The organism is Phytohabitans rumicis, from assembly GCF_011764445.1.
In the GTDB taxonomy this organism is placed as follows: Bacteria; Actinomycetota; Actinomycetes; order Mycobacteriales; family Micromonosporaceae; genus Phytohabitans; species Phytohabitans rumicis.
Genome location: NZ_BLPG01000001.1, coordinates 6,053,476 through 6,078,155 on the forward strand (window position 1 = coordinate 6,053,476; position 24,680 = coordinate 6,078,155).

20 protein-coding genes are annotated in these 24,680 nt (G+C 65.7%); 11 read left to right on the forward strand and 9 right to left on the reverse strand.

What is annotated here, in order from left to right:
• The first annotated feature begins 78 nt into the window (after nt 1-78).
• The 4 genes from Prum_RS27600 (at nt 79) to Prum_RS27615 (ending at nt 3,578) form a co-directional block, all read left to right on the forward strand.
• Nucleotides 79-1,293 carry a helix-turn-helix domain-containing protein gene (locus tag Prum_RS27600; RefSeq protein WP_173079147.1) on the forward strand — a complete coding sequence of 405 codons (1,215 nt, stop codon included), beginning with the start codon at nt 79-81 and terminating at the stop codon, nt 1,291-1,293.
• Nucleotides 1,294-1,550: 257 nt separating this feature from the next.
• Complete coding sequence (locus tag Prum_RS27605; protein WP_173079148.1) at nt 1,551-2,453, forward strand: helix-turn-helix domain-containing protein; 903 nt, start codon at nt 1,551-1,553, stop codon at nt 2,451-2,453.
• 34 nt (nt 2,454-2,487) lie between these two features.
• Complete coding sequence (locus Prum_RS27610) at nt 2,488-3,384, forward strand: helix-turn-helix domain-containing protein (protein ID WP_173084228.1); 897 nt, start codon at nt 2,488-2,490, stop codon at nt 3,382-3,384.
• Nucleotides 3,381-3,578, forward strand: coding sequence for a hypothetical protein (locus Prum_RS27615; protein WP_173079149.1), 198 nt, complete (start codon nt 3,381-3,383; stop codon nt 3,576-3,578). Before Prum_RS27610 ends, Prum_RS27615 begins: the two co-directional genes overlap by 4 nt.
• A 219-nt stretch (nt 3,579-3,797) precedes the next feature.
• Here the strand turns inward: Prum_RS27615 and Prum_RS55190 are convergent, their stop codons facing one another.
• The gene (locus Prum_RS55190; RefSeq protein WP_371871270.1) at nt 3,798-4,214 is read right to left on the reverse strand and encodes a hypothetical protein; all 417 of its coding nucleotides are present in this window, start codon (nt 4,212-4,214) and stop codon (nt 3,798-3,800) included.
• 1,000 nt (nt 4,215-5,214) lie between these two features.
• Entirely contained in the window at nt 5,215-5,439 is a 225-nt protein-coding gene (locus tag Prum_RS27625) for a hypothetical protein (RefSeq protein ID WP_173079150.1), read from the reverse strand.
• A gap of 102 nt (nt 5,440-5,541) precedes the next feature.
• Here Prum_RS27625 and Prum_RS53910 point away from each other — a divergent pair, with 102 nt between their 5' ends.
• The 6 genes from Prum_RS53910 to Prum_RS27655 all read left to right on the forward strand — a co-directional run bounded on the left by Prum_RS53910 (nt 5,542) and on the right by Prum_RS27655 (nt 16,698).
• Entirely contained in the window at nt 5,542-11,742 is a 6,201-nt protein-coding gene (locus Prum_RS53910; RefSeq protein WP_218577359.1) for a ricin-type beta-trefoil lectin domain protein, read from the forward strand.
• Nucleotides 11,743-12,165: 423 nt separating this feature from the next.
• A complete protein-coding gene (locus Prum_RS27635; RefSeq protein ID WP_173079152.1) occupies nt 12,166-12,756 on the forward strand; it encodes a hypothetical protein in 591 nt (196 codons plus the stop codon).
• A 135-nt stretch (nt 12,757-12,891) separates the two neighbouring features.
• Nucleotides 12,892-13,302, forward strand: coding sequence for a rhomboid family intramembrane serine protease (locus Prum_RS27640; RefSeq protein ID WP_173079153.1), 411 nt, complete (start codon nt 12,892-12,894; stop codon nt 13,300-13,302).
• Between the two features lie 34 nt (nt 13,303-13,336).
• Nucleotides 13,337-14,517 (forward strand): IS3 family transposase gene (locus Prum_RS27645; protein ID WP_371871390.1). Its coding sequence is split into 2 segments (ribosomal slippage): nt 13,337-13,631 and nt 13,631-14,517, totalling 1,182 coding nucleotides; the frame shifts between segments, so codons are not numbered across the junction.
• A gap of 1,213 nt (nt 14,518-15,730) precedes the next feature.
• The gene (locus Prum_RS27650; protein ID WP_218577360.1) at nt 15,731-16,021 is read left to right on the forward strand and encodes a hypothetical protein; all 291 of its coding nucleotides are present in this window, start codon (nt 15,731-15,733) and stop codon (nt 16,019-16,021) included.
• Entirely contained in the window at nt 16,021-16,698 is a 678-nt protein-coding gene (locus tag Prum_RS27655) for a nucleotidyl transferase AbiEii/AbiGii toxin family protein (RefSeq protein ID WP_173079155.1), read from the forward strand. The genes Prum_RS27650 and Prum_RS27655 overlap by 1 nt, the downstream gene beginning before the upstream one ends.
• Before the next feature lie 201 nt (nt 16,699-16,899).
• On the opposite strand, the gene Prum_RS55890 is transcribed toward Prum_RS27655, so the two are convergent.
• The 7 genes from Prum_RS55890 to Prum_RS27695 form a co-directional block, all read right to left on the reverse strand.
• Nucleotides 16,900-17,490 carry a DUF2637 domain-containing protein gene (locus Prum_RS55890; RefSeq protein ID WP_246278127.1) on the reverse strand — a complete coding sequence of 197 codons (591 nt, stop codon included), beginning with the start codon at nt 17,488-17,490 and terminating at the stop codon, nt 16,900-16,902.
• A complete protein-coding gene (locus Prum_RS27665; protein WP_173079156.1) occupies nt 17,487-17,693 on the reverse strand; it encodes a hypothetical protein in 207 nt (68 codons plus the stop codon). Before Prum_RS27665 ends, Prum_RS55890 begins: the two co-directional genes overlap by 4 nt.
• Nucleotides 17,694-17,867: 174 nt before the next feature.
• The gene (locus Prum_RS27670) at nt 17,868-19,415 is read right to left on the reverse strand and encodes a recombinase family protein (protein WP_246278128.1); all 1,548 of its coding nucleotides are present in this window, start codon (nt 19,413-19,415) and stop codon (nt 17,868-17,870) included.
• An 864-nt stretch (nt 19,416-20,279) separates the two neighbouring features.
• Nucleotides 20,280-21,161: a replication-relaxation family protein gene (locus Prum_RS27680; protein ID WP_173079159.1), complete on the reverse strand. Its 882-nt coding sequence runs from the start codon at nt 21,159-21,161 to the stop codon at nt 20,280-20,282.
• Between the two features lie 1,003 nt (nt 21,162-22,164).
• Nucleotides 22,165-23,028, reverse strand: a complete 864-nt coding sequence (locus tag Prum_RS27685; protein WP_173079160.1) for a helix-turn-helix domain-containing protein — start codon at nt 23,026-23,028, stop codon at nt 22,165-22,167.
• A complete protein-coding gene (locus Prum_RS27690) occupies nt 23,025-23,561 on the reverse strand; it encodes a DUF6879 family protein (RefSeq protein ID WP_173079161.1) in 537 nt (178 codons plus the stop codon). Before Prum_RS27690 ends, Prum_RS27685 begins: the two co-directional genes overlap by 4 nt.
• Nucleotides 23,562-23,563: 2 nt before the next feature.
• On the reverse strand, nt 23,564-23,770 hold the full coding sequence (locus tag Prum_RS27695) for a hypothetical protein (protein ID WP_173079162.1): 207 nt from the start codon (nt 23,768-23,770) through the stop codon (nt 23,564-23,566).
• 11 nt (nt 23,771-23,781) lie between these two features.
• Between Prum_RS27695 and Prum_RS27700 the strand changes: the two genes are divergently transcribed.
• Nucleotides 23,782-24,648, forward strand: a complete 867-nt coding sequence (locus tag Prum_RS27700) for a hypothetical protein (protein ID WP_218577361.1) — start codon at nt 23,782-23,784, stop codon at nt 24,646-24,648.
• Nucleotides 24,649-24,680: the final 32 nt, after the last annotated feature.

A 24,680-nucleotide genomic window follows, 5' to 3' on the forward strand; every position in this document is an offset into this window, starting at 1 on the left:
TCCACGGCGGGCGTAGCCTCTGACCAAGAGAGTGGGGCTTGACGCCTGTCCAGTGTCGACGACGCTAGGTGGTAAGCGGTGGAGTTCCAAGAGTGGGCCATCGGGCAGCGGATCGCGAGCTACCGGAATCGTCGTGGGCTGACGCAAGAGGAGCTCGCCGGCTTGGTAGGTATATCCCTATCCATGATGAAGAAGATCGAGTCTGGAGATCGACTCGTCACCCGCTTCTCGCAGCTTGTGCTCTTCGCCCAGGCGTTGCGCATCAAGGACCTACGTGAGCTGACCGGCGTCCCACTGCCGCTCATGCCAGACGGGCGCCGCGGCCATCCGTCAGCCGACACCGTGTGCGCCGCCCTCATGCGTCGTGGCGCGGGCCGGGAGACGGACGAGGCGCCCGATCTTACGGACCTGGCGCGTCAGATTGAACAGGCTTGGCAGACGTGGCAGGCGCCGTCGGCATTTCGGTATGACGCCCTTGGGCAGCAGCTTCCTGAATTGCTCGCGCGTGTTCAGAACGCGATCAGCCGGCTTGAGGGACAGGAACGGCGCCAAGCCCTGCGGTTGGCCACCAAGCTGTACCAACTCGCCCGGACCTGGACCAAGCGAGTGGGTGAGTACGAGCTGTCCATGGTCTCGGCCGATCGTGCCGTCTGGTGTGCGATCGAGGCCGACGATCCGGACCTCGCTGGCGCAGCAGCCTGGAATCTCGCGATGATCCTTTCGGCTCAGGGCAAGACCGAACATGCCCGATCCGTGGTGCGCCAGGCCATCGCGGAGCTGCAGCCGCGACTGGACACTCCTTCCCCGAAGCGGTTGGCTGTTTTCGGAGGGCTGCACCTGCTTGGAGCCACAGAGGCAGCCCGCGAGGACAAGACGGGGGACGCGGAGAAGCTTCTGGGCGTGGCGGACAAGGTGGCAGCGAGAACCGGCGAGACCAATTACTTTCGTATGGTCTTCGGGCCAATGAACGTTTCCCTGCACCGGGTTTCCACGGCCGCCGAGCTGGGGCGAACCGGCGAGGCGCTCGACCTGGTGGAGCGGGTCGCTGTCCACGAAGCGCCGGCTGTAGAACGGCGGCTTACCTTTCATCTTGATGCTGCCCGCTGCTATCTCCATAGGCGGAACGATGTTGCCGCCGTCCACATGATCCAGCGGATCTATCGCGAATCGCCCGAGGAGTTGAGCTACAGCTCCTTGGTCCGCGGGACGCTTACCCAGCTCAAGGGCCGGGCCAAGCCCGCCATCGAAGCGGATCTTCGGCCACTCCTTGAAGCCGCGGGCTTGCCAGGATAACGAGGTTCGACACCCGCCTGGGTACACCAGGTGTGTCCCCCACTTGGCGTGAACTCGCCTTTTCTTGGCCCGCCATAGCGTTTGCGATGGCACCGGGGCGACAAGAGCAGATCCACGACGGTAATACGGCAGTCGGCCGTACCTCTCGCCGTGTCCCGCTCCGCCTTGATGCCCTTGGAGAAGGCCCTGGCCGGACGTAGCTGTGCCGCCGTCCGGCTGGGCGTCCACCTAGGACCGCGAGGAGGGTGAGCCAGGCGATGCCGCTGCGGATCGAAGGTAACAGTCCATCCGTGTCGCTGCGGTCTCGGTGGCTTGGCCAGCAACTGCGGCAGCTGCGTGAAGACCGCGGCTTGACCCTGCGGTTTGTCGCCGACGGACTCGGCGTCGAGTACGCGGAGGTTGCGGCTCACGAGCACGGCAGACACATGTTCCACCACGGCAAGGTGGCCGCGCTGCTGGACCTCTATCGCGTGTATGACGATGTCGAGCGCGACCATTTGCTGAGGTTGGCGCGGGATGCATTTCGGCTGCCGCGGTGGGAGGACGACTTCCATGCTCCGGCGCTTGATGTGTCTAGGTTGGACTTTCTCTGGCTGGAGTCGGTTGCGGACCGGATCCGCTGTTACAGCACGACGCTGGTACCCGACCTGCTGCGCACACCGAGCTATGTGGAGGCGGTTGTGCGGCGTGAGTCTCCGCCGATGATCGCGGATGAACAGGTGCGCTGGTGGGTCCGTGCGTTCTGCGACCGGCAGCAGATCTTGAATGCAGCGACGTCAACCGAGGTGCAGGCGGTGATCGCCGAGGCTGCGTTGCGCCGCCCAGTCGGTGGCGCGGCTAACACCTTGCAGGTCCAGCTTGCCAAGACTGCCGACGGCGGGTCGGTCCAGGCAAGGGTGTTGCCGGCGACGGCCACCTATCTACCCGGCATGGACGGCTCATTCACTGTGTTCGAGCTGCCCAAGCCGTACCCGAATGCCGTGGCCTGCACTCCCCACCTCGGTGGAGTGGCGATCCATCAGGAGCGGGCCACCAAGTGGTACGCGGACGTGTTCGACCGGCTCTGGCGCGTTGCCCTGCCGCCGCAGGACGCCGCGACGCTGATCGCGGATGCCGCTGATCTTCTACCAGTCAACGAGTTGAGTGAGGGAGGGCACTGAAGTGCCGACGAAGCGAGAACAGTTTGTGCAGACTATGCGCGCCCAGTTTCTGGGCGAACGCATGCGAGCGCTGCGGGAGGAACGCGGGCTGACCCTCAAGTACGTAGCCGAGTATCTAGGGGTCGAGTTCTCCACGCTGGCGCGGTACGAACGGGCCGAGTGGCCATTCCGCCGCGACCACGTCTCCGCACTCCTGGATGTCTACGGCGTCCACGACGAGGCCAAGCGGGCCCAGCTGGTAGAGCTGGTAGAGCTGGCGCAGGATGCCTGGCGGATTGACCAGTGGCACCAGGCGTACAGCGCGTATGACTCGGCCGACGGGACCGTGATCGACCCGTGGTGGTTGCAATGCCGGGCCGAGGAGTTGTGCATCTACGCCGCCACCTTGGTGCCGGATCTGGTGCAGACCCGCGAGTACGCCGACGCGGTGGTGCGCCACGTGGAGAAGGCGGTGTTACGGGCGGACAACGTGGTGCGGCAGGTGATCGCCCGGCAGCAGGTGTTGGAAGACAAGAAGCCCTCGACCCGGCTGACCATCGTGATGGAGGAACCGGTATTGGCCCGACCGGTGGGTGGGCGGGCGGTGTTGCAGCAGCAACTGGAGCACCTGGCCCGGCTGGTCGAGCGGCCGCACGTGAACATCCGGGTGCTGCCCACACAGGTGGGCTGGCACCCCGGCATCCACGGGACGTTCACGCTGTGCCGGATGGCCCGGCCCTACCCGCCGGTCGCGGTGGCAGAGCACCTCGGCGGTCGGTTGATCCTGGAGGCTGCCGCCGCGGACCGGTACGCGGCCGCGTTCGACAAGCTCACCGAGCTGGCGCTGGATCCGATGCGGTCGGCCGATCTGATTGGTAAGGCCGCCGGGTCGGGCGCCGCCCGACCCGGCGAGTCTGCGCCTGCGCCGGCTGGGCAGGGGGCGGCGGCATGATGCACCTGAACTCAGACGCGGCGCGCGCGGTGGTCACAGTGGCGGCGCAGCGGATCGCCGCGTACGCGGACAAGCACGCCATCCCAATCGAGCCCGTTCAGTGCGAGGATATGGCCGAAAGTCTGGTGCACGTCTATCAGGCGTTCTTCGCTGGTCAACAGCACGGAGCGGAGTACGTCGCGCCAACCGACTGATTCGGCGGAGCAGCGGAGCCGGTCCCTCGTCGTTCTTGGCGCGGCGGCAGGGCCGGCGGCCTGCTCGACGGTCTCCAGCCAACGGCCTAGCATCAGCGATCAAGGAACCTCAAGCGCGACGTCGACGAGCCTGAGGTTCCCAGGCAGAAACGCTGTCGAATCGGACAAATATTCGACGTGAGTACCTGTGCCGACAGCGTCGCTACGCCTTTCGGCAGCTCACGAAGCCCGGCGCCGACGGACCTTGGTCTTCCGGCTCGTCCTGGTCTTCCTGGGGGTCCATGGCACGGCCAGCGGCACGGCCGGCGCCGACGGACCTTGGTCTCCGGCTCGTCCTGGACGGATGTGAAACTCGGCGGACTCTGCCTGCGCCGCGGTCCGGGCGAGGGCCAGCTTCACCATCGCCAGGAACCCGAGCGCCGGCAACGCGGCCGCGAGCCAGCCGATCACCGACGGCTCCGCCTCGACGACCTGGGCGGCCAGTGACAGGGCGACCGCGCAGATCAGCACCGTGGAGGCGAACCACACCGGCCGCCCCATCCGATGACGGCGGCGGATCTCCAGGCCGGACGCGATGGACATCAACTCCAGGGTGACCGCGTCGGCCCAGGCGAGCCACCCCGGGGGTTGCGCCACGCTTTCGTCGCGGCTGTGAGAGTAGCGGCTACCGTCGTCAACCCCATCCGCTCCTACGGCAACCCCAACGCCCTGCGGCAGCCGGCTCGGCGAGCGCCTCCCGCCCCGGACCCTCGCCGACCAAGGGCACCACTGCTGGCACGCCGCCGCTGGCGGGCTGCATCGCCATTGGTGACCCTTAGCTCATTTGGTCGAACGTACCCGCACGAGATCGTGCGTTTTGCCGGTTACGTTGTTTGTGGCGGTGAGTCGTGGGTTCGCCAGTGTTTCTAGATATTTCGAGGTATTCCGACGTGATCGGTGGCTGGTCGGCCGGTTGGCCAGTTTCGGTGTTGCGACTTTGCGTGATGGTCGGCGGGCGGTTGTGTCCGGTTGTGATGTGGTGCGTCCTTGCGGGTTGTGGTTGATATTGCCGGCTGTCAGTGCCGTCTTGTAGGTTTCCTCTGCTTTGTCGACGCGTTTTCTCTGGGGAGGGAAACAGCGTGGCTGACAGGTCCGGTTCTTCGCGTCTTTCTTCTGTTCACTCGGGTTTTACGCGCCGCGCCTGTCTGGTGCTGGCATTTGTCTTGGCGACGGCGACGGCGACGTTGCCGTTCGTGCCGGCATGGGCAGGGCCTGCGGGCAAGGGCTCGGGCTTGGTGACGGACCGGTCGGTGGGTGTCAAGCCGGCCAAAGCCCGGAAGGCATCGGGGTCGCAGACGGACGGGCCGGGGATCCGGTCGGTGAGTCGCAAAGCGTTGCCCAGGGCGGCTACGGCTGACGTGGCCGTGGGTAAGGCCGCATCGGTGGGTGGGTTGCCGGTGCGGCTGTCGCCGGTTCCTGTGTCTGCCTTGGATGAACGGCGGCGCGCCGGTGGCCGGGCGGCGGCACCTCCAGGGTCGGTGCTTGTGCGGGTGGTGGGGCCGGCGGTTGCGCGGGCGGCGGGTGTTGCCGGCACGGTCCTGGCATTGTCGCGTTCGGACGGTACGACCGACGCGGCATGGGTACAGATTCGGTTGGACTACACGTCGTTCACAGATACGTATGGCGCGAACTTCGGGCAGCGGTTGCGGTTGGTGAGGTTGCCATCGTGTGTGTTGACCACGCCCGCCGACCCGCGGTGCCAGGTGCGAACCCCACTGGGGTCGGTGAACAAGGCCGGCGCGGTGACTGCGGATGTGACGGTGTCGGCGGACACCGTGGTGGCGTTGGACGCGACGTCGACGTCGGAGGCGGGCACGTTCACGGCGACGTCGTTGTCGCCGGCGTATGCGTGGTCGGCGGGTGGGCAGGGCGGCGAGTTCGGCTTCTCGTATCCGCTGTCGGTGCCGCCGGCGCCGGGGGTCTGGTGCCGGAGTTGGCGTTGGGGTACTCGTCTGGTGCGGTGGATGGGCAGACGCTGGCGCGGAATGGGCAGACGTCGTGGATTGGTGAGGGTTGGGATCTGCAGACCGGTTATATCGAGCGGGACTACCGTTCTTGTACCCAGGATGGTGGGACGACCGGGGATTTGTGCTGGTTCTCGACGTATAACGCGACGATGGTGTTCAACGGCCTGTCGACGCATCTGGTGCGGGACAACACCACCGGGCAGTGGAAGGCCGCAGACGATGACGCGTTGCGGATCGAGAAGCTGAACGACACCTCGTTAGGGAACGGGGATAACGACGGCGAGTACTGGAAGGTGACCGCTCAGGACGGCGTCCAGTATTTCTTCGGCAAGCACAAGAGGTACGCGACTGATCCGGTGGTCACAAACTCGGTGTTGCGGGTGCCGGTGTATGGCAACAACTCGGGTGAGCCGTGTTATTCGGCGTCGGGGTTTGCGGCGTCGTCGTGTGATCAGGCGTACCGGTGGCAGCTGGATTATGTGGTGGATCCGCACGGCAACTCGATGACCTACTTTTATAGCCGCTGGTCGGGCTACTACGGGCATAACAACAACAACGGAGTTGCACTCTACGAGCTGACCGGCAGGTTGGACCACATCGATTACGGCACCCTGGCCGGTACGGAAGGGGCGTCGACGGCGCCGATGACGGTGACGTTCGCCAAGACGGAGCGGTGTGTGGGTGGGTGTACGACAGCGGAGTATCCGGACTCGCCATGGGACCTGCGGTGCACCTCTTCCACCTCTTGCCCGTCGCTGCTGAGCCCCGCGTTTTGGACACCGTGGAAGTTGTCGACGGTGACCGCAAAGGTGTGGGACGGCTCGGCGTACCGGCAGGTGGATAAGTGGGATCTGACTCACGTGTTTCCGGCGACCGGCGACTTCATCGCCCCGTCGGGTGACGACACGTCGCCGAACCTGTGGCTGCAGAGCATCACGCACACCGGCTACGCGGCGGACGGCACGACGAGCCTGGCCGAGCCCACCATGTCGTTTGGCGGGGCCAGACTCACCAACCGGGTGGATTGGGGCGACGACATCGGTGTCGCCCCGTACACGCACTACCGGCTGACGTCGATCCTGACCGGCTCCGGTGCCCAGACCGTGGTCTCCTACTCGGGGACTGAATGTGTGCGAGATTTCAAGCCGAACCCGCAGGCGAATCCGTACCGGTGTTTTCCGCAGTACTTCACCCCGCAGCAGGCCGCGCCCGGGTGGGGGTGGTTCCACAAATACGTAGTTACCCAAGTTGTGGACAAGGACTTGACAGGTGGGTCGCCGGACGAGGTGACCTCGTACGCCTATTCCGTGGACAACTCGACCGATCGATCGTTGTGGCATCACGACTTCGCCGAAACCAGTCAGCTGCAGTATCGGTCGTGGTCGCTGTGGCGTGGCTACACCACCGTCACCACGACCAAAGGCGCCGCTGGCGACACCCAAACGGTCTCGAAAACGCTCTATCACCGGGGGATGGACGGTGATGGTATGGCCACCACTGACAACTCCGGGATCTCCTGGGGGTCGCGGCGGGCGACGATCACCATCCCGATGGGCATGGTCGGCTTGAACGCGCCGGTCACCGGGCAGAGCCGGCGGTGCCTGGACGCAGCCGGTACCGCCGACGGGTCGAACGTGCGCCTGTATGACTGCAACGGGACGGCCGGGCAGGTCTGGCGGGTGCACGATCCGCAGAGCGATGGCCGGTTCGCGCTGCGGAACCCGACCTCCGGCCGCTGCCTGGATATCACCGGCGCCGCCACTGCCAACGGCGCGGACACCCAGTTGTACGCCTGCAACGGGCAGGTCCAGCAGTGGTGGCAGCGGCAACCGAACGGCAGCCTGCGTAATCCGAACTCGGGCCGGTGTCTGCAGCCGGCCTCCTGGGGCACCGGCAACGACACGAACATCCAGATCTACGACTGCGGCGGGCACTGGAACCAGAACTGGCAGCCAGCCGCCGACGGTACCCTCGCGCTGCCGTTCGCCGATCGGTGCATGGACGTCACCGGCGGTGGCACTGCGGACGGCACCGCGATCCAGTCCTACACCTGTAACGGCACCGAGAACCAGGTCTGGCGGCTCGAGGGCAGCGGAGCACTGCGGAACCCGCAGTCGAACAAGTGCGCCGACATCACCGGCGGCGGCACCGCCAACGGCACCCTGATCCAGCTGTACACCTGCAACGGCAGCGCCGGTCAGATCTGGGTACCGCAAGCCAACGGCACCCTACGCAACCCGCAATCTGGGCGCTGCCTGGAAACCCCGATCTGGGTCCCGGTCGGCACCCAGCTACGGATCTGGGACTGCAACGGCGACCTGCACCAACAATGGGCCCACCGTATCCCCGACTTCGGAGGCTTGGAGGGCATTGCCCGCGAGGAGTACACCCTCGACGGGACCACCTTGCTCGGCTCGACCTTCCACCAATACGGGATCACCCAGACAGCGGTGCGTTCCACGCCTGCCGTCGGTGGGCAGAACCTGATCGCCCGCCGGGTGCGCGAAAGCGTGACCCGGACCCGAACCTGGCTGGCGCATAACAGCACCTGGCGGTGGACCGAGGCCGGGTACATCTACGACAGCTACGGCCTGCCCGTTGACGTCACCGACGCCGGCAACACAACCACAGGCGCCGACAACACCTGCACCCACACCGACTACGCCCGCAATACCACCACATGGATGATCAACTTCCCGTCGCAGGTAACGGTCACGGACTGCACCGCCAGCCCCGGCCCCGCCAACACGCTGGGTGGCACCCGCACGTACTACGACGACTCCACCACCCTCGGCACTGCACCCACCCGCGGCCTGGCCACCCAAACCAGCAAACTGGCCTCCTACACCGGCGCCACCGCCAACTGGATCACCGCAACCACCAACACCTACGACCAACACGGCCGGCCCCTGACGGCCACAGACGCGCTCAACCGCACGACTGAGACGGCTTACACGCCGGCCACTGGGGGCCCTGTTACATCGGTGACGGCCACAAACCCAGCCGACCACGAGGCCACCACGACCCTTGGCGTGCGAGGGCAATCGCTGTCCACTGTCGACGCGAATGGCAGGACGACCAACACCGCATATGACCCACTTGGTCGGCTGATCAAAGTGTGGCTACCCGGTCGGACCACAGCGCAGACGCCGAACACCGAGTACGTCTACACGCTGAGCAACACGACGGCAAACCACGTGCAAACCAAGGTGCTCGGACCGAACGGTAACCAGATCAGCTCATTCCAAATCTATGACGGACGGATGCGGTCGCGGCAGGTCCAGACCACGGCGCCGGACGGCAAGCGCGCCATCGCGGATACCCACTACGACTCACGGGGCCTGACCGTGAAGACGTCGGCGGTCTACAACAATGCCTCCGCACCCACCGGCATGCTGGTCACCTTCGCCGATGTCGACGTGGCCACCCAGAGGCGCTACACCCACGACACACTCGGACGGAAAACCGAGGAAGCACTATGGTCGCTGAACGTGGAACTGCAGCGCACGACCACGACCTACGACGGCGACCGCACCAGCATCGACCCGCCCTCAGGCGCGACCGCCACCACCACGATCACAGACGGCACCGGTCGCACCACTGCCCTGCGCCAATACCACGGCGCCGCACCAACTGGCACCTACGACGAGACCAGCTACGGTCACGACCGTCTCGACCGGCTCACATCCGTTATCGATTCGGCCGGCAACACATGGACCAACTCCTACGACCGCCGCGGCCAACTCACGTCTAAGACCGACCCCGACGCCGGTACGAGCAGCTTCAGCTACGACGACGCCGGCCAACTGCTCACCAGCACCGATGGCCGCGGCGAGGTCATTTACCACGTCTACGACAACCTGGGCCGGCAGACCGAGCTACGCGACGATAACGCCACCGGAACCAAACGCGCCTCTTGGCTGTTCGACACGATCGCCAAGGGGCACCTCGCCTCGTCTACACGATGGATCGGGTCGGACGCCTACACCAGCGCCGTCACCGGCTACACCGACCTGTACAAGCCGACCGGCGCCACCGTCACCATCCCTGCTGTGGAGGGTGCCCTGGCCGGCGACTACACCACTGCCGATACGTACAAGGTCGACGGCTCACTCGCCACCACAGTCCTGCCCGGGGTCGGTGGGCTGCCTGCGGAGACGCTCACCTACTCCTACAGCGACGCCGGACTGCCCACCACGATGGCCTCCGGCTCGGGCACCTACGTCGCCTCCACCAGCTACCACTGGGACGGCGCTATCAACCAGCGCATCCTCGGCATCACCGCCAACAAACGCATCCGCATCACCAACACGCTCGACGACGCCACCCGGCGGCTCAAGACCGTCCAGGTCGACACCGAGAACGCCATCACCGCAAACAACTGGGACGACCGCTCCACAACCGGCTACACGTACGACCCCGCCGGCAACATCACCGTCGTCGCAGGCAAGACCGACGGAGTCCAGGACCAGGCCGAATGCTTCCGATACGACCACCTCCGCAGGCTCACCGAGGCATGGACCGAAGCCACCCCGTCCTGCCTAACACCGCAACGCACCGGCGCCGACCCCTACTGGCGGGCCTGGACCTACGACGTCGTCGGCAACCGGAAAACCCAAGTCGTCCACGGCGCCAGCGGCGACACCACCTCCACTTACACCTACCCCACCGCCGGCACCGCGCAACCGCACACCCTCACCAGTGTCGCTCACAGCGGACCCGCCGGTAGCACCACTGACAGCTACACCTACGACCAGGCCGGGAATACCGCCACCCGCACCATCACCGGAGTTGGCCAAACCCTCACCTGGGACCCCGAAGGCAAACTCGCCCAGGCCACCAAGGCCGGGCAGAACACCACCTACATCTACGATGCCGCCGGTAACCGCGTCCTTCGTAAAGAGCCCGCCGCCACCACCCTCTACCTGCCCGACGGCACCGAACTACGCCTCGCCACCGGCACCAACCAGCCGGACGGCACCCGCTACTACGACCACAACGGCGCCACCGTCGGGGTTCGCACCGTCACTGGGCTGACCCGGCTGGTCGCCGATCATCACGGCACCGCCGAGCTCGCCATCACCGATGCAGGCGTCACCCGCCGCCGCAGCCTCCCCTTCGGCGAGCCCCGCGGCACACAACCCGCTGGCTGGGTCGGTGACAAACGATTCGTCGGCGGCACCCAAGACGCCAGCACAGACCTGACCCACCTCGGCGCCCGCGAATACGACCCCACCACCGGACGCTTCATCTCCCTCGACCCCATCATGGACCTCACTGACCCGCAGCAGATGCATGGCTTCACCTACGCCAGTAACAACCCCCTCACGTGGTCCGACCCAGACGGCCTTATCGAATCAGATTGCATGGACCACGACTGCTACGGCTACGTTCCCACCTGGAACGGAGGCTGCCCATACGGTTGCGGTTCAACCAAGAACGTTAAATGGGGCAAGAAGCATAAGAAGAGGTCCACCAAGCAAAGAAGCCCTCAAAAGCTACCGAAGGCATCTAAGCTTCCAAATCTCCCCGACTGGGACCCTACTCCGAGATCGGATCAAGGAGAGCATCCTGAATGGAACTCCGCCGGCTACTGGGACCGCTTCTGGCATGACACGATCATGATGGAAGAATATGCTGCAGCGCGCGTGTTCCAGGCTTTCTTCTGCACGAAAGGTCCGAATGCCTGCGCTCAGTGGGGTCACTGGCTTGGCGGCAGCGGCGAAGACATGATCGTCGATCCATCAATATTCATGGACGAAGACAACTTCTCCGTGGATGTCCTCGGGGCCATCGAGCAGTACAAGGCGATGGCATCCGCCCAGTGTGCCGCCTCAAGCTGTTCGTATACCTTTGACAGCGGATGGAAACCTACACTGGGGACAAGCCCGGCAAACCCGGTAAAAGAGGACTATGCCGGAATGGGGCAGGTTCAAGTCAACGTGACCGGGTCGGTAAACGTCTCCAGAGGAAAGGATGGTGCGGTTAGCGTCTCCGGATCGTATGGCATCTCAATCCGTAAGGACTGGAATTTTGACCCAGGCGAGTACCCCTCCAGGGGCGATACTAAGGTCAGGCACCGCTTCAGCGAACTTCATCAGTACGGATACGCAAAAGACTTCGTGCTCCGTGGCACGAGCGGCGTCAGGAGATTCTGAGCCCGTCGAGCCGTAGCTCGCCTCGGGCTACCGAGGAAATGCTTGTGCCAAAAGCATCGAATGGCCCTTCCGGTGACGGGTTTGAAAAGAATGTTCCATGACGTTCCATAGGTCATCGAGAAGTAAAAGGCGATGACTTCTGAAAGGTGCGACCCGTCTACCTGGTCGTATGTGAGGCGACAACGGGTGGAAGTCAACAGCCTGGACAAGCCTGACGAACCGGCAAAAGAAAGACTGGCGGGCAGGTCTAGGTGAACTTAGCCGAGGGTCGACATGTATCGCGAGCGGAAGGGATGGTACTGTAAGCGCGTCCGGCTCGTACTACATCTCCATCTATGAGGACTGGAACTGTGGCCCAGGCGAGTACCCAACACCGCGCGGGAGTGAGATCAGGCACCGGTTCGCCGAGCTCCCTCGATACGGGTGAAGTCAGGACTTCATGCGTTGTTGCGCGAGCGACGCCAGGACGTCCTGAGCCTCATGAGTGCTAATTTGTTGCCGCCTGTCGCCGACCCGAGGCATGGTCGTCGTCGCGGCGTGATAATACTGATCGCTGGCGTGTTGCTAGCCGGCATTCTGTCGCTTGTAGCGTGGAACGCGGTTAGGGACCGCCCTCACGATCCACGCGCATACACCGGCAGCCAGAGCCAATCTCTTGACGAAATGTTGCAGACGTATCAGTTGATCTTACCGAGGTGTGCAACCGACACGGTGAGATATCTGCAGTACGTGCAGGGAACAACAGATTCATTCTACCTGTATTTTCAGGGCGAAAGACAGTGTGTCGACGAGTTTCTGGACGTCAATAGTATGGCGGACGAGGAAACGTTCCAAACCACTGGGCTTCCTTTTGATGCAGGCATCGAAGGCTGGCCGCAGGCTGGGGCCAAGCAGTACACGGCTCTCCATCACACCCTAGATCCTCCTGACAGCTCCTCGCTTGTCGCAGTCGACATTGCGCTAGACCTGGCGGATGCCGAGGTTGAACTCTACTTGCGGGCTGGAATCCTTTAGTATTTGAGCTGCCAGATTGGAACAGATACGAACACGGTTATGCGTTAGTGCGGCGTCTCGCTTGCCATGAATCGGCCCTTGCGACGAGCAAAGCTCGCATGCCGGGCAGTTTTGTGGGCTGACCGGAAGGGCGCAGTGAGCGCCGGGAAACTCGCCCCCACGGTGCGGTTGCCTTACGTAACCGTCGTCGCCTCGTCGGCAGCGATCCTGGCGGCTGTGGTTCAGTACGCCGCGCCGGCCGTCGTCCCACTTCTGCAACGAGATCCCGAAGGGCTGGCGGACGGGCAGGTATGGCGGCTGCTGACGCCCCTGTTGGTGCAGACGCTCGGCTGGTACCAGGTTGTCGCGAATCTCGTCACCCTAGCCACCGTGGGTGTGGCGGCAGAGCGGCTGCTTGGTCGCTGGCGGTGGGGGGTGCTGTTCGCCGCAGGCACGGCTAGCGGACAGGTAGCGGCCTACGCGTCGGGCGAGCCGGGCGGTGGCGACTCCATCGCGATCTGCGGACTGGCCGTGAGCTTCCCCCGGTTCTCCGGACACCTGAGGTGAGGTGGACGGCGGCTTCCAGGAAGGATGTCGTCTCATGCCTGCCCCACACCCTGCAGAGTTCCGCCAGCGAGCCGTGCAGTTGGCCCGGACCGGCGACAAACCGGTCGCGATGTTGGCGAAGGATTTGGGTATCAGCGAGTCGTGTCTGCGTAACTGGATGGCCCAGGCCGACGTCGACGACGCCGGCGGCGGCGGTGCGGGTCGGTTGAGCAGTGCGGAGAAGAAGGAGTTGGCCGAGCTGCGCCGCCGTAACCGGCAGCTTGAGGTGGAGAATGAGATTCTCAAGCGGGCGGCTGCTTACTTCGCCCGGGAGAATGTGCTCCCAAAGTAGCGTTCGGGTTGGTCCGAGAACTCGCCGATGACGGCATCGACGTCGCGGTGGCCTGCCGAGTGCTGGGTGTGTCCCGCTCCGGATTTTACGAATGGAAGGATCGGCCGGTATCGGCGCGGGAGCAGGAGAACGAGATGCTGCTGCGGTACATCGAGAAAATCCACGCTGATCCGCGGAAGAAAACGTACGGGTCGCCCCGGGTACACGCTGAGTTGACCCTCGGCGTGGGCCTGCACGTGAATGAGAAACGGGTGGCCCGGCTGATGCGGTCGGCGGGCATCCAGGGCCTGTACTACCGGCGCCGGTCCTGGTGCACCGTCCGTGACCCGCAGGCCACGCCGTCGGCGGACCTGGTCAACCGACAGTTCGATGTGGACGCGCCGAACCGGTTGTGGCTGACCGACATCACCGAACACCCTACCGAGGAGGGCAAGCTGTACTGCGCCGCGGTCATGGACGCCTACAGTCGGCGGATCATCGGCTACTCCATGGCCGATCATCTTCGTACCGAGCTGGTCCTGGACGCGTTGTCGATGGCGATCGTCCGCCGCCCACCAGCCCGGCAGGAAACGATTCTGCATTCCGATCACGGCACCCAATACACATCATGGGACTTCGGTCAGCGTCTGCGGAAAACCGGTCTGCTCGGCTCGATGGGTACCGTCGGCGACTGCTACGACAACGCCATGATGGAATCCTTCTGGGGAACTCTACAACTAGAGGTACTCGACCGCAAGAAATGGAAGACCCGCGACGAGCTTGCCAACGCTATCTTCGAATGGATAGAATGCTGGTACAACCCGGTAAGACGCCATTCCAGCCTCGGAATGCGCAGTCCCATCGAGTTCGAGAAACTCCACACCCCGTCTGATCACGACCGTTGACCCCACACCTCGGGTGTCCGGCCTACGGGGGGAAGCTCACCGGCGGCGTGACCGTCGCTTTGCTGGCGACTCCCTCTCCTGTGCCAGGGGCTGCCGCCCGTGTAGTCGGGTACTACGTTGCCGCACTCGCCGGCTGGGGTGTCGGCGGCGCCATCACTGCCGCGGCCGCGTGCTTGAGCGCATACGTCTTGGAAGCCACGTTGTGGCGTCTAACCGGTCTCGATGTGGCGCGACTCGGTTGTGTAGCTGTGGTGACGTGCGCGGCGGGCATGGCTGCCGTCGGTGATCTGCATGGGATTTCTTTAGTGTCGGGGATGGTAACGATGCTGGCGCTCATGCTCGTACCTCTGCGTGCGCGTGGTCTTGTTTCGGCTCAAGTTCACCTCGACTCGGGCGACCAAACGGAGTCTTGATTAGCGTCGCGCCTACGCTCATGTTCAACCTACAAGCGCAGGAGTCGCCGCAAACCTGCGGCGAGGTCGCTGCCGACATTAGGCGCGAAGACGTCATCTCCTCGGTACGGCCAGAAAGAGCCCCGATTCGACGACGGGTGTATCCGCCCACACCTCAACCGTGTAGGCCCGGTCTAACAGGCCCGGAGCGGATCTGCTGCTCGACTCACGCGGTCGGCTGAATCGTCAACCTATGAACGATCCGGCCCGCGATTGTCGACACGCCGTTGCAAATGCAACCGTCGGACCGCGCCGCGCCGCGAAGGAGAGGCGCCACCAAGATCAAGCTCTTGCCATCCGAGACCGCATCCATGACGAAGCAGCATGACCAAGCCGTGAGCGCCCTCTCGGCCATGATCGTGAACTGGCTGGAGCGTCGCCGAAGTGCGGACTCATCAAGTCGGACCGCTATTATCGAACAGCGTCATGAGGCACCTGGAAGATGCGAAGGCGACCGGCGTAGCCCAGCGACTCCCGCCTATGCTGCTTCCGCCGGGACCGCTCGCGGACCAGCGGGAGCAGGAAGGTGCTGCTCAGTGCCGTTACGTGCCGGTTTGTATGCCTAACCCACGGCCCACCTACCGAATTCAAGTATCGTGGCTCCGCTCTTGGAGGTCGGCCCGGGTTTGGTGCGGCACCGTCGGCGCGTGGTCGTTTACCGTGGATGAGACGATGACGTCGGGCGAAGGGGGTTGGCAGTGGGTGCGGAAGCAGCCAGGGCGCCGGTCGGTTCGCGCTACGCCGACCAGCGCCCCTACGCCGTGGCTTCACGCCTGGCCGACCTGCATGGCCCCACGGGCGGAGTGGTGCGGCTGGAGCGGCGGCTGAACTGGTCCGGGCAGGCCAGCTACGACTTGGCTAACCCGCGCCGGCTGGCCAGCATGTACGAGACGGTCCTTCGCGAGGCTGCCCATCCGGAGGAGTTGGCCGCGTGGCTGGACGGGCCGACGTTGGTGCGCCTGTGGCCGGGCCTGGTAGTCCCGCCCGAGGTTCGGCGGCTGTGGGAAGCGCGGTTTCCTGAGCTGGCTGCTGCGCGTCGGCCAGCCGCGTAGTGGGAGCGGAAGACGCGGCGGTCCATCGGCGGCTGGCGGAGATCGGGCTCAGCGCGGGTGGGCCGTACGGGTTCGCGTTGGCCGGTGGCCACGCCGTCGCCGCGCATGGCATCTTGCAACGCCCGAGCGAGGACGTTGACCTGTTCGCCGACTGGCAACGCCGAGCGGACTTCCCGGCCGCCGTCGACGAGGTGATCGCCGCGTACCGTGGCGCGGGCTACCAGGTTGAGGTCGACCACCGGACGGACACCTTCGTCCGCTTGTACCTCGCCGACCCGGCCGAGCCGAGCACCCAGTACCGGGTGGAGTTGGTGGCGAACTGGCGGATGCAGCCGCCGGTACAGATGGATATCGGCCCGGTGCTGCACGCCGACGACGTCTTGGCCGGCAAGATGGACGCCCTGTACAACCGCGCCGCCGCGCGCGACTTCCTCGACATCGACGCGGCGATCACGTCCGGCCGCTTCACCCTCGATCGGTTGTGCGTGCTCGCGGAGACCGTCGATGCCGGCTTCGACCGCGCGATGTTCGCCGGCATGCTGCGCTACATCGAGCGCTTCGACGATGAAGAATTCGCTGAGTACGGCCTCACGCCAGCCGAGGTGGCATTGCTGCGTGCCCGCGTGGATGCCTGGCGTGAGGACCTGACCTCGTCGCAGCCTCCTCCTGGCCAGTAGTCAGCCTGCGAAGCCCTCGCAGGCGGTCCGCTGTGTGCGTGACGGTACGCCTCGCGGATTTCGGCGGGGATGCGTCCATCTGAGCTGATGTCCAGGCCGATGGTGCGGGCCCAGGCGCGGACCCGTCAGTGGCGGCCCAGTGATCCGGGAGCCGGTCCAGTTCCCCAAGACGTGGTCTCGGGGAGCTGGACCGGTCCGGACTCAGCCGGACTGCGCGGCCGCCAACCGCCGGTGCACGCGTCGGGCATGCGAGATGTCGGCCCCGGCGGCCAGGGCCAGCTCGCGATGATCGGGCGTCCGGCCTTCTTCGACGGCGGCGGCAAATGCCCGCCGCATAGCCTCGACCTTGGTCTCCGGCTCGTCCTGGACGGCTATGGACTCGGCGGACTCGGCCACCGCGACGGTCCGGGCGAGCGCCAGCTTCACCATCGCCAGGAACCCGAGCGCCGGCAATGCTGCGGCGAGCCAGCCGATCACCGAGGGCTCCGCCTCGACGACCTGAGCAGCCAGTGACAGGGCGACCGCGCAGACCAGCACCGTCGAGGCGAACCACACCGGCCGCCCCATCCGATGACGGCGGCGGATCTCCAGGCCCGACGCGATGGACATCAACTCCAAGGTCACCGCGTCGGCCCAGGCCAGCCACCCCGGCTGGCCGTGCCCCGCCGCCACGTCGTGAACGTGGGTGAAGCTCGCCGCTCCCGCCGCGGTCCCGATGACGAGCATGATGGCGACCTGCACCACGCCTTCGAGGCGCTCACCGTACGCAGGTCGCGAGCCGAGAGCGGTCACCGCGACACCTCCGCGAGCCGGGCTCGCTCGATGAGACTGACGACCGTACGCAGGGTGGAGTCGTCGAGAAACCGGACCATCCAGGCGACAATCCGTACATCTTGGCCACCCAACTCAACACCGCGGAGCGCGTCGCGTAGAGCCATCTCCCGGAGTCGCGGGCCGACGTGTCCGCCGATCGCGAGGTACTCGTGTGCCTTCATAATATGGACCTCCGTCGTTCTGGAGGCCCGAGCAAATGCTAGGGATCTTGCTAGGGAACGGCGCCGTTGCCGTCCGGACGACCCCGGATGGGGCCGGACGGCGATCAATGAAACCGCACGTCACGGCCCTTTTCCGGGATCAGGCCGACTTAAGATTGATGATCTTAAATGGTCTCATAATCCCTCGGTCGCGGGTTCGAGTCCCGCCCGCCCCACCAACCGCACCATTGTGCGAACCGGGGACTCTCCTTCGTTGCCCTCGTCTGGGGGCAGCGGGTGCTCCTGCGTGGGGATTCTGAACACGGGTATGACTCCTTGGTCGGTGATCTTGATGTCGGCGATGAGGCTCTCGATGGCTGCCTTGCGTTCGCCGTGGGTGCCGACGGTCGTGACTCGATCCAGGTAGGCGCGTAGCCGTTCGATGGTGCCGGGTGGCGGCGGCGCCGGCTGGGTGTCGAGCTGGTCGGTGACCTCGGCTTGGCGGGCGCGGAGTTGCTCGATGCGGGCGCGGAGTTCCTTGATGCGCGGGCCGGCGGTGGCGTCGTCCATGGTGCCGTTCTCGAACGCGGCGTGGTACCGGTCGATCGACGTCTCGGCGGTCTTGATCTGGGCGGTGATGGCGTCGAGTTCGGCGTGCCGGTCGGTGTGGGTGTCGCTGTGTTGGGCGCGGGCGCGTTCGATGATGGCGGCGAGGACGGGTTCGGCGGTGGTGTAGAAGGCGTGGAGGGCTTGGAGTACGGCTTGGTCGATCTCGTCGGCGGGGATGCGCGGGGCTGGGCAGCCGGCTTTGCCGTAGCGGGTGCGGGAGAAGCAGGTGTAGTAGCGGTATCGGCGGGTGCGGCCGTTGGCGGAGGTGCCGATGTACTTGTGGCCGCAGTGTGGGCAGGTGAGTAGTCCGGTGAGGTAGTAGTCGGAGTCGCTCATCGCCCGTTGGGTCTGGGCGTCGCCGCGGGCGGTGGCGATCTGTTGTGCCCGGGCGAAGGTGTCCCGGTCGATCAGGGGCTCGTGGGCGTCGGGGACGTAGACGTCGCGGTAGGCGATGTCGCCGACGTAGGCGGGGTTGTCGAGGATGCGGTTGATGGTGTAGCCCGCCCAGGGGCTGCCGGTGCGGTTGGGGATGCCTCGGCGGTTGAGTTCGTCGGCGATGGCGCGGGTGCCGAGCCGGTCGTGGGTGTAGAGGCGGAAGATGTCGCGCAGGATGGGTACCTCGGTGGGGTTGGGGACGAGTCTCTGGGTTTCGGGGTTGACGAGGTAGCCGTAGGGGCGGGTGCCGCCGGCCCATTTGCCTTTGCTGGCTTTTGTGGTCATGCCGTGTTTCACCCTGTCGATGATGACGCTGCGTTCGAATTCGGCGAACATGCCGAGGAGGTGGAGGAAGAGTCGGCCGATTGGGGTGCCGGTGTCGAATTGTTCGGTGGATGAGGCGAATGCGACGCCGGCGTTGTCGAGTTGGGCGACGAGGTCGAGTAGGTCGAACAGGCGGCGGGTGAATCGGTCGGTTCGATAGACGATGAGTAGGTCGAATCGTCCGGCCTTGGCGGCGCGGAGCGCTTTCTGAAGGCCGGGCCGGTCGGCGGTGGCGCCGGAGGCGTCGTCTTCGAAGTCGGCGACGATGACCCAGTTGGGTTGGGCGTTCACGTACTTGGTGAGGGCGGCGCGTTGGGCGTCGAGGGAGAAGGGTTGGTGTTCGTCGTCGGTGGAGCGGCGGACGTAGATCGCCACTCGCCGGTGTCCCTGGTCGGGGTCAGGCTGTGGCGTGCGGGCGGGTCGGCCGCGCCGCTTCGGTGGTGTGGTTGGGGTGCCTGCCATCAGGCGGTTCCTCCGTGAGGGTGAGGGGTGGCCGGGTGGTGGCGGGCGCGGTCGGCCCGCCACCAGATGCTGCGAGGCTCGGGGGTCATGTGGCGTCCTCGGGGTGGTCTTGCCAGTAGCGGTTGAGGAGCACGGCCCAGGCTTCGATCGCGTTGTCGAATTGTTCGGCGGTCATGGGGATGGTGTCGATGCGTACGACTTTGATCGGAGCGGCGGATAACGACTTTGTGCTGCGGCTGCCGCAGGTGTTTTTCGCACCACCGGGTTTCTTTCGTTTGGTGGTACCGGGTCGCGGATGGTCAGGATAGCTCCCGACCGGGGTTTCGTGGTCCGGCTTGTGAGCCACGGTCCTCCGAAATGCATGCGTGATGCCGTCTGGGTTCGGAGTCGTCGGTCCATGCGGTTTCCTTTCTCGTGCTGTCGTGGCTGAGAGGTCGAATAAGGCGGTTGATAGCGGTCTCCTTTCTTGAGGCGGGGGACGATACCTCCGGTGATCTGTCAGGGGAGGGCCTGTCGCTCTGTCAGTGCCCGTTCGGATCTGTCACGGCAGTGGCCGGCTTCGGTGACAGACCCCTGACAGATCGACGTGCTTGGCTCGTCGCCAGTCGGCGAGGTATCGTCCGCCGCCTGGTCTTTGGTGGCGGCCCGTAGCGGCGCTGTCCGCCGCCGTCCGCCGCTGTGCGCCGCGCGGTCCCCGTGCCGGCAGCGTGGTGGCTGGCCGGGTGTTCGGCCGGGACGTCGGCGCACGTGCGGGCGTGTGGCGCGGTGGTGGTCGGGTCATGTCGCGCCGCCTGGGGCTCGGTCCACGACTAGGCGGGCCAGGTCGGCCAGCCGTAGCCGCTCTCCGTCACTGTGGACGGCGGTCCATACCGCCTCGGCAGGGGACCGGCCAGTAAGGGCGGCGTGGTCGCGGGCGCCGGTCACGGCGATCGCGCCGAGGCGAGTGTCGGCCAGCCAGGCTCGCAGGTTGCGTTCACGGTCGGCGCTGTGCAGCCAGAACAGGACCGGCCACACCTGGCCGATGGCGTTGAACAGGTCGTGGTAGCTGTGGAGCTTGTCGACCAGCACGCCGAGTTGTTCGGTGCCGGTGTCGTACTCGACGAAGATCGAGACGGTGACGCCGTGTTCGACCCAGATGGCGTACCCGTCGGGGCGGATGCGGGGCTGGAAGAAGTGGGTCAACTTGGAGGCGTCGGCTCGCATGAAAGGGCCGACGGTCCGGCACGCCGACTCCGGCCACCAAAGGCGCAGCTCGGCGTCGGTGTGGGTGCGGGCGTAGCCAGCCAGGTCGATGAAGAACTGGTTGGTGCCCAACTTGTGAGGCAGGTTCGCGCGGTTGGTCAGATGCCAGCGACGGCGCCGGGCCGCGTCCTTGCGCGGCAGTTCCTCGCCGCGCTGCGCGGCGACGACCTCGACGCCGAGTTGCGCCAGCACGTAGTGGTATGGGTAGGAGCCGCCGTCGGGTTTCTGGGGCCGGAACCGGTCTAGCACCCCGAGGGTGATGAGCTTGCGCAGTCGGTCCTGCGCGTAGTCGGTCGACGGGAACAGGGCGTGGGCGATCTGGAACGAGGTCAGCACACCGTGGTCGGCCAACCAGCCGAGCAGGATGTGGTCTCGGTCGGTGAGCTGGGACTGCACCCGCAGGACGGGATCACTCATCGGCAGCCCCATGCGCACCTCCCCCGGGGAGACCCCGAAGACGAAGGGTCTGTGGCACCAGCCGATTCACCGCCGATGTCGGCGTTGGCCTGCAGTGACAGAGGAAGGAGCCCTCCGGGTGGGGGTCCGGTTCAAGCAGGAGGTCAACGCGGGCGGCAAGCAGGACGCCCGCATGGAGACGGACATGGGATCTGTCAGCGCCGGCCGGCGCTGACGCTCGGGTGGTAGCCGTCGTTGACGGCCACCATCGTGAACAAGCGGTAGACAAAGGAACTCCTGAATCAGTTGAGTAGATCTGGATCTGCCGAGGTGTGGGGTTGGAGTCGACGCCCGTGAGTGGGCAGGGTCCGCCCTGCCGGGTGACGCCCGGCAGGGCGGACCGCAGGTGGGCGGTCAGGTGGTCCACTGTGGAGTTCTCAAGGAACATTGCAGTCCGGGGCGCTGGAGCTGGGTAGGGCGGGCAGGGTCCATAGACGCGACCGCAACGAGCACGGTCATCGACGAGGTGGTTTGGATGCGCGGCGGAGGAGCCGGAGCGTTATCGGTTAAGGCGTCCGGCACTGGCAGGTGCCGTCCGCCCGACGCGAGAAAGTCGCCGCAGCGCGCGTGTGGCGCACGCTCGGCCCGGGCTCAGCTCGCCGGGGAGGGGTCCTTCATCAGCGTCCTCCTGTCCATGTGGGCCAACCCGGTCGGCGGGCCTTGAACCGGGCCGCGAACCGAAACGAGGCGCTCCTTCGAGCGCCCCAGCCTCACTATGGGCCCGGCGAGAGTTAACCTGCCGCGCGGGGAACTTGCCTCCAGTAAGCGGTAGCCGACCGTCCCAGTCAAGAGAAAATTAGGTCACGACCAGATATCAGAGGTTGACGCGATATATCGCCCGTGCTAATAGGCGCCGGTTAGTACCAACCAGTGCTGCGTAGTCCACACAAAGGACAGTGCCAAGTCTCGGCGCGCACACGGACGCCCGTCGTCAGCGCACCGACCCGAGATCGGCGCCGGGTCGTCATGGGTTCGGCGCAGCTTTCTGGAGGTCCTCGATGGCCCGCGTGACCAGCCGGCGGGCATCCTCACCGATCGCTGCCTCGGCGAGGAGGTACGACATCGCGCGAGCGTAGGCCGCGGCCTCGTCGCCGTGGTGCATGGTCTCGCCGGTAAAGGTCTCCACCACCGCGAGCTCCTCGTCGAAGAGGATGAACCCGTTCTGCGGCGTCGTGGACAGCTCGACGCCGAAGGGGATGATCCCGAACGTGATGTGGGCCAGGCCAGTCACGCTGAGGAGCCGGTCGAGCTGGGCGAGCATGACATCTCTCGGGCAGAGCAGAAGGCGCAGAGCCGCCTCGGTGATCACGAACTCGAACCGCTTGGTGGTGTCGTACAGGAGCTGCTGGCGCCGCATCCGCTCCGCGGCGGCGGCGTCGATCTCCTCCGGGTTCGCGCCGTGCAGGCGGGTGCCCTCCGCGATGCGGCAGCGGGCGTACGCCGCGGTCTGCAGGAGGCCGGGGATGTACACGACTTCGGCGTTGCGGATCACGGTGGCGCGGCGGGCGAGTTCGTCGTAGTTGCGCTGTATCCCGACCTGGCCGAGGCGGACCTGGTGCTTCCATTCCTGGTGCAGTCCCTGGGCCTCGGCCAGGAGGCCCACGAGCTGCACCGCGACCGCTTCAGGTGCTTCACAGGCGGTTGCCCAGCTGCTGACGTCCTCGTCGGTCGGCATCTGCTTGCCAGTCTCGATCTTCGAGACCTTGGACTGGGGCCAGCCGAGGCTGCGGGCCAGTTCGGTGCCGGTCAAACTGGCGGTACGCCGGGTGGCACGCAGCCGCTCGGTGAGACCGCCGGGCCGGTTGAGCCAATCTTCGATCGAGTTCACGGCGCTGTACGGTGCTCCGTCGCGGGGGTGCTGTGCTGGACCGCGAGATCCCACCACAGGCAGTGCTGGGCGACGGTCTCTGCCTCGGAGATGATCTCGCCTCCCAGGGGCTCGCCGTCCGGCGTGAACCGCATCAGCGCTAGCCGCTGCCCGTCGAACAGCCACCAGTCGTCCTGGACGGGCAAGTCGATCTCGATGGCGCGGCTGCGGGTGAGGTAGTGGATGGCCTCGCCGGCCTCGATGTTGTACTGGCCGCTCCACATCTCCCACCGCTGGTAATCCGTGGGCGGTTCCTCCAGCACGCGGACGCGCTCGACCCGGCGGCCCTGCGAGGTGACCGTGCGGATCTGGTCCAGCCAGGCGGCGTAGAACGGGAACTCGGTTACGGGTCGCGGCTCACCGACCAGGAACTCCTCAAAGGACTCGCGCTCGTCGGTCACCGTGTAGACAGGTTGGACCTCAAGCCGGAACGCGGTGTCAGTGAAGTACCGAAAGAGGCTGTTGAAGTCCTCGCCGGTGAGCTGCTCGCCCATGGTCAGCGGCTTCCCGCGATGATCCCGGCGATCACGTCGGCCGGCACCTCTACGGCTGTCTCGTTGTCGGCCAGGTCGCGTAGGTGGGCCTGGGTGTCGTCGTCGACCTTCCAGCCCTGCACGACGTAGTTGCCGTTCTCGGCCCGGTACAACGCCGGACAGTTGCCCGTCCCGCTGCTGTCCCACTTCCGGATGAACTCCAACTGCATGGATCCCCCTTGTGCTGCGGGTATTCTGCCTTCTTGAAGTCATGCTCACACGCCAGTCGAATATGCGCAATATTCTTCAACATTCGATGCGACTGAGCTGGGCAAACGGCGCCAGCGAGCGACGATCACCGCATAGGGTGCGTCGGATGGAGGCGAGTGAGGCGGCAGCCGGGCAGATCGTTGATTCAAGGCTCGGGTACGCCGCCGCGTTCGACCGGCTGTTCGAGCGCGGCCGGGAGGCCGTCCTCGCGGGCACGCACTACTGCGACACGCCACCGGTCGAGGGCGGCCGGTGGGGGCTATCGGTGGTGTTCCAGCCAGATTCGGCGTGCGCGGCGCGGTTGGCCGCAGTAACAGCCGAGGCGCTGGCGGTCGCCGGCGCCAGCCACTGGCCGACGGGAGCGCCTGGAGCCGTCCACTTCACCGTGCGGGCGATCGAGGCGCACAGAGCGGTCGTGCCGGAGGACGACCCGCTCGTGATGCGATGTGCGGCGGCGCTGCAACGGGCGGCGAGCAAGTCGCGGATGGTCCGGCTGCGGTTGGACGGATTGACGCTCACGCCCTCCGGGGTGATGGCGTGCGCCTACCCGCTCGATTCGGCGGCGGATGAGTTCGCGGCGCGGCTCGGCGAGGAACTGAGTGATGACGGCTGGTTCGAAGCGGACTTCCATCGGAATATCTGGTACGCCACCCTTGTGCACTTCATTGGGCCCCTCGAAGACCCGGTCGACTTGGTGGACTGGGTAGCGGCGCGCCGACACCTCGACCTTGGTGAAGGCGTCATCGAGGAGGCCGAACTCCTGCGATTCAAATTCAACGGTCGCCAGCCGGTGCGAGCAGGACTGGCCGCGGCGCCACTCGCGGCGGCAGTCGGGTAGCTCTCAGCAGCAGCCAGGCCGAACGCTACGCC